This is a genomic window from Dokdonella sp. (assembly GCF_035703485.1).
In the GTDB taxonomy this organism is placed as follows: domain Bacteria; phylum Pseudomonadota; class Gammaproteobacteria; order Xanthomonadales; family Rhodanobacteraceae; genus Dokdonella.
This window is the reverse complement of sequence record NZ_DASSYD010000125.1, coordinates 1-9,083: the sequence shown is the minus strand read 5'-3', so window position 1 is coordinate 9,083 and position 9,083 is coordinate 1. Positions and strand designations below refer to the sequence as shown.

8 protein-coding genes are annotated in these 9,083 nt (G+C 59.0%); 5 read left to right on the top strand and 3 right to left on the bottom strand.

Translation table 11 applies throughout. From position 1 onward, the window contains the following. Together VFN25_RS09535 and VFN25_RS09530 are read left to right on the top strand one after the other, a co-directional pair. A partial coding sequence (locus VFN25_RS09535; protein WP_325141234.1) for a hypothetical protein occupies window positions 1-708 on the top strand: 708 nt, incomplete at its 5' end. 11 nt (window positions 709-719) lie between these two features. Continuing rightward, window positions 720-1,949 carry a DUF4785 domain-containing protein gene (locus VFN25_RS09530; RefSeq protein WP_325141232.1) on the top strand — a complete coding sequence of 410 codons (1,230 nt, stop codon included), beginning with the start codon at window positions 720-722 and terminating at the stop codon, window positions 1,947-1,949. Window positions 1,950-2,108: 159 nt separating this feature from the next. On the opposite strand, the gene VFN25_RS09525 is transcribed toward VFN25_RS09530, so the two are convergent. The 3 genes from VFN25_RS09525 to VFN25_RS09515 all read right to left on the bottom strand — a co-directional run bounded on the left by VFN25_RS09525 (window position 2,109) and on the right by VFN25_RS09515 (window position 6,089). Further along, window positions 2,109-3,344 carry a sodium:proton antiporter gene (locus VFN25_RS09525; RefSeq protein WP_325141230.1) on the bottom strand — a complete coding sequence of 412 codons (1,236 nt, stop codon included), beginning with the start codon at window positions 3,342-3,344 and terminating at the stop codon, window positions 2,109-2,111. Between the two features lie 132 nt (window positions 3,345-3,476). Beyond that, on the bottom strand, window positions 3,477-4,286 hold the full coding sequence (locus VFN25_RS09520; protein ID WP_325141228.1) for a hypothetical protein: 810 nt from the start codon (window positions 4,284-4,286) through the stop codon (window positions 3,477-3,479). 198 nt (window positions 4,287-4,484) lie between these two features. Beyond that, window positions 4,485-6,089, bottom strand: coding sequence for a tetratricopeptide repeat-containing sulfotransferase family protein (locus tag VFN25_RS09515; RefSeq protein ID WP_325141226.1), 1,605 nt, complete (start codon window positions 6,087-6,089; stop codon window positions 4,485-4,487). Window positions 6,090-6,157: 68 nt separating this feature from the next. On the opposite strand from VFN25_RS09515, the gene VFN25_RS09510 reads away from it, so the two are divergent. The 3 genes from VFN25_RS09510 to VFN25_RS09500 all read left to right on the top strand — a co-directional run. After that, window positions 6,158-6,586, top strand: coding sequence for a hypothetical protein (locus tag VFN25_RS09510; RefSeq protein WP_325141224.1), 429 nt, complete (start codon window positions 6,158-6,160; stop codon window positions 6,584-6,586). A gap of 142 nt (window positions 6,587-6,728) precedes the next feature. Then, window positions 6,729-8,456: a DUF1800 domain-containing protein gene (locus VFN25_RS09505; protein WP_325141222.1), complete on the top strand. Its 1,728-nt coding sequence runs from the start codon at window positions 6,729-6,731 to the stop codon at window positions 8,454-8,456. Between the two features lie 4 nt (window positions 8,457-8,460). After that, a partial coding sequence (locus VFN25_RS09500; protein ID WP_325141220.1) for a DUF1501 domain-containing protein occupies window positions 8,461-9,083 on the top strand: 623 nt, incomplete at its 3' end.

Sequence of the window (9,083 nt, the reverse complement as noted above, 5' to 3'; positions counted from 1 at the left end):
GTGCGCCAGGGCCTGGTCAACCAGAACAACTTCACGGTCATCAATTGCGATTTCGAGCAGTACATGTGGGACAGCCGCGCTGCGGGTTGTCTGGCCACCCAACTGACTTCGTTCATCACCAGCAAGAACATCACTGACCTGGTCATCATCACCCACTCCAATGGAGGCAACGTGATGCGCTGGATCATGTCGAACCAGACCTGGGACAGCCGTTACCCGGCGATCATCAGCAAGATCCGCTGGGTCAATGCACTGGCTCCCTCCAGTGCCGGCACACCACTCGCCGATGCGGTGATAAGCGGCAACGTGTTTGAATCCGCACTCGGCTGGCTGCTTGGCTACAAGAGCGATGCGGTGCGCATGCAGCAGGTCAGCTGGATGGCTTACTACAATCAGAACTATCTGCTCGGAACCAGCGGTCGCCCGGCCCTGCCGAAAGGATTCTGGAGCGTCGTCGGTACCGATGTCCGCTCGGGCATATTCAGCTCGAATGCTTATTGCGGCGGTTATACCCTCAACGTCGGCCTGGAGATCACGCAGAACTGGTTGGCCAGTTGTTCGGATGGCTTCCTCGAATGCACGAGCCAGCAGGCTGCCGGCTCACTCTGGTTCAAGGACACCAGCCGCCTGGGCGGCAAGGTGCTCTCGCACAACCAGAGCCGACGCGCCTGCTTCGGACTTCAAAACATCCTTCGCGACGACCTTTGAGGAGCCCACTGATGAAAATTCTCTCAAGTTCCCTGATTGTCTCGTTGTTGCTGGTTTCCGCGTCGGCATTTGCGGCCAAGCCGAGTCTGCATTTTCTAGCAGCGACTGCGAACGATCAGGTTCCAAGTCAACTGCAATCCTCCGTACAGGCGAAATCAGTATCGGCGAATCTTGATCACAAGCCGGTTTCGATGTCCTGGTCGATTGACCCCAACGTCGCACTCGACGCTCGTCCGGTCGCCTTCCAGCAACACAGCCGCGAATACTGGATCGATGCTGACGCCGACCAGCTTCAGCAAGGCCTGGCATTGTCGACCAGCGCCAACGGTGCGCTGATACGACTCAGCCCGCATGCTGACAACAAGAGCGTGATTGATGCGTCGACCCTGCTGTTCCGCGCCAACGGCAAGCTCTATACGAGCAACGATGCCGTGCACATGGCGGCGGATCAGGATGCACTGCGCGCGGCCGGCATGGATGTCCCCGAAGGCAGTCTGGTGGTGAAGCTGGCAGATGCACTCGGGAGTGGCCGAATCGAACTGGTTGCACCGACTGCCAGCGGCAGTTATCTGGTCCACGTGTTCGAGCCTGCAAGTACCGTGGTCATGTCCTTGCAAGCCGAGCGCGACACCGTGCTCGCCGGCGATTCGATCCGCATCAGTGCGGCGATCGAGGGGGCGACGCTTGATCGCGTTAATGGTCTGCTCAGTTCTCCGGATGGCCACAGTCAGGATGTCACCTTTACGCGTCAGCGTGACGGTAGCTACGTCGCCAGCGTGCGTCCCGACCCGACCCATGCCGGCGGTTTCGGGCTTTGGCAGATCCATGCATTCGGCAATGCCTCGAATCGGCAAATCAGTGTCCCGCGTGACGCGCGCTCGGCATTTGCAGTCAGCGTGGCCACAGCGCGTTTGACTGGCTCGATCGACCGTCAGACTGGAATTACGCGCAACGCCGGAATGACTCTGGACATCGGTGTGCAATCGGTCATGCCGAGTCGCTACCAGCTTGCCGGCACGCTGTATGGCACGCGCAGCGATGGTTCCTTGGCACCCGCCGCAGTCGCTCACTCCGCAGCCTGGCTTGAGGCCGGTTTCGGCAGCATCAAGCTGCGCTTCGACGCCTCCAGCCTGAGTCAATCCGGAATGGCAGCACCGTACGAACTGCGTGATCTGCGTTTGATCAACCAGGCTGACATGAGCCTGCTCGAACGTCGCGAACGCGCAGCCAGTATCGACTGATGCATCAATGGCAATAGTGAGATGAAAAGAAGCCCGGCCTCGCGCCGGGCCTCTTGCTTTGGAGGTCGACGGAAAAGATCGAACCGGACCGAGATCTGGCATCTCGGCGGCCGCAGAAAATCATGACTCATCAACGTGATTGCAGGGAATGCGCTAGCTTCACGGACCACGGGCAGCATGTCGGACAACTTTGCCGATGCTCAAGCCTTGCACAAGAATCGAGAACACCACGACCGCATAAGTCAGGGCCAGCACGACATTGCGCTCCGGCCCGAGTGGCAAAGACAGCGCCAATGCCACCGAGATACCACCGCGCAAGCCACCCCATGTAAGTACCTGCCAGGCACCCGTGGGCAAGGCAAACAGCGATTTCAGCAATGCCACCGGTGCGCCGACGGCAAGTGCACGGGCAAGCAGGGTGATCACTACCGTACCCACTGCCGCCATGACCACGTTCGGCGAATACGGAATGATCAGCGCCTCCATGCCGATCAGCACAAACAATACGGTATTGAGGATCTCATCAAGCAACTCCCAGAACATGTCGAGATGGGCCCGGGTCTCGTCGGACATGGCTTCTGCGCGGCCATGGTTGCCAATCACCAGCCCGGCAATGACCATCGCCAGCGGCCCGGACACATGCAGTCGGGAAGCGAGCAGATAGCCGCCAAGCACCGCCGCCAGGGTCAGCATCACTTCGACTTTGTAATTGTCGATGCTCTTGAGCAAACGAAACGTGATGTAACCGAGCACGAGTCCGAAAACGATACCGCCACCGGCCTCATGCAAAAGCAGCAACCCGGCCTGAGCAGGCGTTGGCGCGACGCCGAGCGCGATCGTGCCGAGCAGCATCGAAAACAACACAACGCCCACTCCATCGTTGAACAGGGACTCACCCGAGATGACCAGTTCAAGATTCTTCGGAGCCTTGGCCGAGCGCAGAATTCCCATCACCGCAATTGGATCGGTTGGCGAAATCAGGGCACCAAATACCAGGCAGTAGAGCAGCGACAACTCGACCCCGACCAGTGGCAGAAAATACCACAAGGCACAGGCAACAATCAGGGTCGAAACCAGGGTGCCGACCACAGCCAGCAAGCCCACCTGCCAGCGATAGGGTCGCAGTTCACTCAAATCGACATGCATGGCACCGGCAAACAGCAGCACCGACAACATGCCCTGCATCAGCACATCGGAAAAATCGATTGATTCGAGCAACGATTCCTCGAAATCGTGCAATTGCCCGAAACCCAGCTTGTCCAGCCCGATCAGCGCAAGCGAGAGGATCAGGGCAATCGCCATCACGCCGATGGTTGTCGGCAAGCCGACAAAGCGCTGATTCACGTACGCCAGCAAGGCCGTGAGAACAAGAAAAATGACCGCAATATCAAACACGCTTCACCCTCAATGGCATTCGCTGCAGTCTAGTCCACGCGCATCGCTCAGGCGCAATGACCAGCGCCGCGGCACAAAAAAACCGGAGGCCCTGAGGCCTCCGGTTTGGATCACGCGATGAAACTGAAGCAATCAGATGCGCGAGCGACGGCGCACACCGAACAGGCCAAGCAGGGCCAAGCCGCCAACGGCGAGCAGGGCGCTCCACTGGCTCAGGGTTGGCAGTTCGCGCGGCGGCTCGGCAGGAACGCCACCACCGCCACCAACTGCACCAAGAATCTGGAAGCCTAGCTGCGACTCAACGCCGCCAGCGACAGCACAATTTGGCAAGGTGTCAAAGTTGGTGCAGCCACTTCCAAAGGCGTCGCCGGGATTGCGCCATACCGCTTGGCTACCCGAACCTGATGATTGCGTGCTCCAGAAAATCTGGCCTTGCGTCACGAAATTGAAATCAACGGAAACACCTACCCAGTAAGTGCCAGCTCCAAGCGCGCAACCCGAAGGAAGCACAATCGAGGTATCAGTTGCGGTAACGGTCGCCGCTGCGGTTGGATAGGAGCAAACGGGGGTCGCACCCGGCAAACCACCGGCATCCGGATAGAAAGTTACCGCTGCAGGCGTAGCGCCTGTAAAGCCGGCCGTACCGGTCGAGATAATATTGACCGAAGAAACAGTCCACCCACCAGCAGGTACGACAAAGTCATCCGCAGCTTCATTGTCATAGCTGTCATACGACGACGAGAAATTCTGCGCCGGAGCGCCGTTGGTGCCGGGATTGGCCGTCTGATCAAACAAAACAGTGGACCCGTTTGGCACATTGAAAATTGGTTGAGCTGCTGCTGAGCTGACGTTGCTCGCCACGGGTGCTGCGCTGGCTGCTGAAACGGCAAAGATCGCCGCAGCGACTCCACTGGCCAGCAAAGTCTTACGATTAATCATCATTCATACCCCAAAATTATTAGTTCTATGCCGACCACCCAGATGGGCAACGGGCCGCCAAACGGACTTAGAGCGACGCCGCAACATAGCAAATCAGGAGTGGCATTGGCAACCCCGAAAACAACCGTCAGAATCGCGCCGAGCTAGGGAGCTTTCATTACAGATCATTACGTTACTGAAAATCAGGCAGCGCAATATCCGCTAGCCGTCAAGCCCAAGCGCTTTCCTGAAACCGTCCAGCGCAACTCCATATCGGGCCGAGCGCGCTGTATCTCGACGCAGCGGTTGCAAGACTTGGGCTGCACTCGCGGTCCTCACATTGCGGCGGCTTTCGTGGAATCGGAGACATGCCGGATCGAACGGCAATCCACAGAACTCAAGCAGGGATCGCGTCGTCGCCTCGGGCTCGTCGATCAGAGTCTCGTAGACCATGTTGTGTACCTGGTCCGGGTAGATTTCCACCCAATGCCGGCAGAGGCGGTCGAAATCACGCCAGTAGGCGACCACATCATCGATCGCGTAACTGAACTTCTGGCCCCGTGCAAACAGCTGGACGAAACAGGCCAGGCAGGTCTCCAGCGGATCACGACGACAAACCACGATCTTCGCCGCAGGCAACATGGCCAGCGCTGCGGCCACCGATTGCCAGTTCGCCAGCCCCTTGTCGGTGAAGCGTGGCCGCTGCGACTGCCAACGCCGGGTGCGCTGCAGATAGTCCTTGCCTAGCCGCTCCCAGTCTTCGGCGCTGGCATCGCTGAACCACTCCGGAAAATCCACTCCACGCCGCTGCGACTCATCATTGAGTACGGCTGGCAGATCAGGAAGTTCGCTGGCCCCCTCGACTTCCGGGTGGGACGCCAGAATCTGCTCGGTCAAGGTTGAACCCGAACGCGGCAGGCTGACAATGAAAATGACTTCCCTGCCCTGCGTTTTCGGCGCGGTGACTTTGGGTGGTCTGGCACAGGCCACCAGCATGGCGTCAATTTGTGCCGAAAACTCGGCCGCATCCCAGGGCGTCTGGCGCCGTTTGCAGCGGTTGGCTTCACTCAAGGCGGCAAAGGATCTCTCGTACTGACGGTTGTCCTCCAGCGCCTTGGCCAGGGTGAACCCCATGCGCACGCGATCGTCATCATTCAATGATCGCTCGCGAAGCAATTGGTCGAGTTGGTTCGCCTCAGCGAGCGTCAGTGGAACCGTCTTGATATTGGCCAGGGAGAACCAGGCCTGGGCATTTCGCGGATTCAAACGCAGCGCTTCACGAAACGCCTTGGCCGCTTCATCGATCTGGCCCATTGCTTTCAAGGAATCACCCAGCACGATGCGCGCAGGAACATGGGCCGGCGAAAGCTCAAGTGCACGCTGCAAGTTCGGCAAGGCTTGTTCTGGTCGCGCCTGGGACTTCAGGGTCTTGCCCAGATTGAACCAGGCGGCAGCCAGATCGGGATCCAGCGCCGTCGCCCGACCGAACATTTCAATGGCTGCATCGACATCGCCGCTGGCGCGCAGCGAGCTGCCGAGATTGTTGGCGATCAGGGCGTCATCCGGAGATAGCACAAACGCTTCGCGGAGGATTTCCACGGCTTCGTCGTAGCGTTCCTCCAGGTGCTTCAAGACACCTTGAAGACGAAGAATTTCGGGATGCGCGGGGGCGAGGACGCACGCAGCAACAAGACTGCGCCGCACATCATCAAGGCGGCGCTTCTCAATGCCGGCAGCGGCTTGCTCGGCCATTTTCGCCACGCGGGGCGACAGACCAGCAAGACGCTTGCGCCAATCTGCCTTGCTGATGCTGGGAATGTTTGCCATCAATTGATCCAGAAACGGGGATGTGTCTCAGTGTTTGCTGGCGCGATGCCTGCGAATACCGACCCGGGATGATGCCCGAAAACCGCGCGGCGGCGACAGCCGGGAAAGTTTTCTCACTCGAATCCGTCGGCAAACAACTCGGGAACCACGCGGATCGATCCCATCATGCCGGCGGCGAAATGGAAGTCGCAAAAGTAAGGAAATTCGCCCGCTTCGATCAGCACGCGCTCACCCTCGGTACCGCTGGTGAACGAACCAATCGGGCTGGCCGGATCGATCGTCGCCTAATCACCACTGACGATTCCTCCGTAGAGAGGATGCATGCCGAAATCCGGTATCGCCGCAAAGTGGACGCCGGTACCTTCACTAATCGTCACGCAACGCGGTCGATAGGCAAACGGATTGCCCGGATTGTCGTTGGCAATAAAGATTTCGGCCTGGCCACGGCGGTCCTGGAATTCGGCATCCAGGCAATTGTTCAGAGCCGCTGCGACTGAGGGCAGGAAAATCGCGATGCAGAGTGAGAACCATGCCCAATATTGAAATCTGACGGCACGCTTATGGTGACCGCGTGCACAATGCGAGAAACCTGATGACGCTAGTCTCAGCCGTTGGCGACGCATGATTTCGGGAATTCGCATGAAAAACCTGCTTTGTCGAATGACATTGACGCTGACCGTACTCGCTTTCGCTGCGCATGCCCTGGCTGCGGATCACGTATTCGACAGCAGCTTTGACGATCACAGCGAAGGCCCGCATTCCGACGCCGACGCCGCACGCTTTCTGACCCAGGCCACATTTGGACCAACTCTCGCAGAAATTGCCCGCCTGCGAGCGATCGGCTACAACGCCTGGCTCGCCGACCAGGCCGCACTGCCTGCATCGCATGAGCGCCAGTACATGGAAGACCAGGAGGCCGCCGGTCTCAACGTCTACCAGAACAGTCGACAGGAAGTCTGGTGGCTGAATGCCATCAGCGGACCCGATCAATTGCGTCAGCGCGTGGCCTTCGCCTTGAGCGAAATTCTGGTCGTATCCGACCAGAGCGGAGCCATCGAAGGCCAGCCGATTGCGATGGCCAACTATTATGATCTGCTGATCGACAACGCCTTCGGCAACTATCGCAATCTGCTCGAGCAGGTGACCTTGAATCCGGTCATGGGTCGCTACTTGTCGATGTTCAAGAATCGCAAACCCGATCTGGCCGAAAACATCCGTCCCGATGAAAACTACGCACGCGAGATCATGCAGCTGTTCTCAGTCGGTCTCGTGCAGTTGAATGCGAATGGTCAAACCGTGCTGGTCGGCGGACAACCCGTGCCGACCTACAACCAGGACACCATCCGCGGCTTCGCCCATGTGTTCACCGGATGGAACTGGGCCAACTGCCCGCGAACCAATGGCGGCCAATGGTGGGAATGGGAGTGGTGTCCTCCCGGCGCGGTCGACTGGCCGAATCCTGGCTGGAACGCATCGTGGTTCCTGCCGATGCAAGCGTGGGAGGACTATCACGCCTCCGCAGAAGACAAGCAGTTGCTGATCTACCCGGGGGTCAGCCTGCCGTCCGGCCTGCTCCTTGGCGGAGGCACGGCGGCCGGCGACCTGCAGGCTGCGCTCGACAACATTTTCAATCACCCCAATGTCGCCCCCTTCATTGCCCGCCACCTGATCAAACGACTGGTCACCAGCAACCCCAGCCCGGCCTATATCGGCCGCGTCGCTGCGGTATTCGCCAACAATGGCCTCGGCGTGCGTGGCGATATCGGCGCTACGGTTCGCGCTGTGCTGATGGATACCGAAGCCCGTCATCTGCCCAGCCTGAGCAGCCACGGCGGCAAACTGCGTGAACCCCTGCTCAGGCAGACTCATCTCTGGAGAGCGATGCACGCACGCGCCGACGATGGTCGCTACCGCGAGTGGTATCCCGAATACAGCCTTGGTCAGGCCGCCTTGCGCTCGCCGAGCGTATTCAATTTCTTTCTGCCTGATTACAGCCCGCCGGGTGAGCTCTACAACCTCGGTTTGACTGCACCGGAATTCCAGATCACCACCGACACCTCGATTGCCAGCGTCGCCAATACGCTGGAAGCGAAAACATTCTGGTATTGGCGCGGCAACTCATGGAATGACCCGGAAGATGTCGTCATCGACCTCGACGACGAACTGCCATTCGCCAATGACCCGGTCCGCCTGATCGATCGCTACGATCTGTTGTTCATGAACCGGACCATGTCCGACTTCATGTTCAACACTCTGGTCACCTACGTGCAGAACATGGACAACAACGACATCGAAGACCGTCGCCAGCGCGTCCAGGATGCGATCTGGCTGATCCAGACCTCCCCCGAATACGTCATCGAACGGTGATCCCATGAACAGACGTGATTTCATCCAGCGCGCTCTTTGCGCAACTGCCTCCTCGGCCCTGTTCACCAGCTTTGCCGGCAAGCTGTCGCTGGCCCACGCAGCGGCGATGTCTGGGCGCCACCTGCTCGGCAACGATTATCGGGCTCTGGTTTGCGTCTACCTGTACGGCGGCAACGATGGCTTCAACATGCTCGTGCCGACCAGCACCGCGGAGTACAACCAGTACGCGACCTCGCGTGGCGATCTGGCCCTGCCCTCGGCCAGTCTGTTGAGTCTGAATCCGAGTGTCGCTCCCATTGGCGGCGCCAGCTTCGGCTTGAACCCGGCCATGCCGTTGTTGCGCGATCTGTTCAACCAGACCCAGTCGCCACTGGCAATCGCAGCCAATGTCGGCCCCCTGCTCTATCCGATCAGCAAGACCGAATATGAAAACGGAACCGTGCCGGTACCGAAACAATTGTTCTCGCACAGCGACCAAAGCGTGACCTGGCTGCAGACCCAGGCTGATGCGCTGGATCGACGCGGCTGGGGTGGCCGCCTGGCTGACATGTTCCATACGACCAATACCAATCAGCAGTTGTCGATGAACATTTCGATCGACGGAGAAAACGTGTTTCAGGCCGGCGA

Bases quoted from the DNA above. Each gene is read 5' to 3' on its own strand.
- VFN25_RS09530 (WP_325141232.1), top strand. From the start codon at position 720: ATGAAAATTCTCTCAAGTTCCCTGATTGTCTCGTTGTTGCTGGTTTCC.
- VFN25_RS09520 (WP_325141228.1), bottom strand. From the start codon at position 4,286: ATGATGATTAATCGTAAGACTTTGCTGGCCAGTGGAGTCGCTGCGGCG.
- VFN25_RS09515 (WP_325141226.1), bottom strand. From the start codon at position 6,089: ATGGCAAACATTCCCAGCATCAGCAAGGCAGATTGGCGCAAGCGTCTT.
- VFN25_RS09510 (WP_325141224.1), top strand. From the start codon at position 6,158: ATGATGCCCGAAAACCGCGCGGCGGCGACAGCCGGGAAAGTTTTCTCA.
- VFN25_RS09505 (WP_325141222.1), top strand. From the start codon at position 6,729: ATGAAAAACCTGCTTTGTCGAATGACATTGACGCTGACCGTACTCGCT.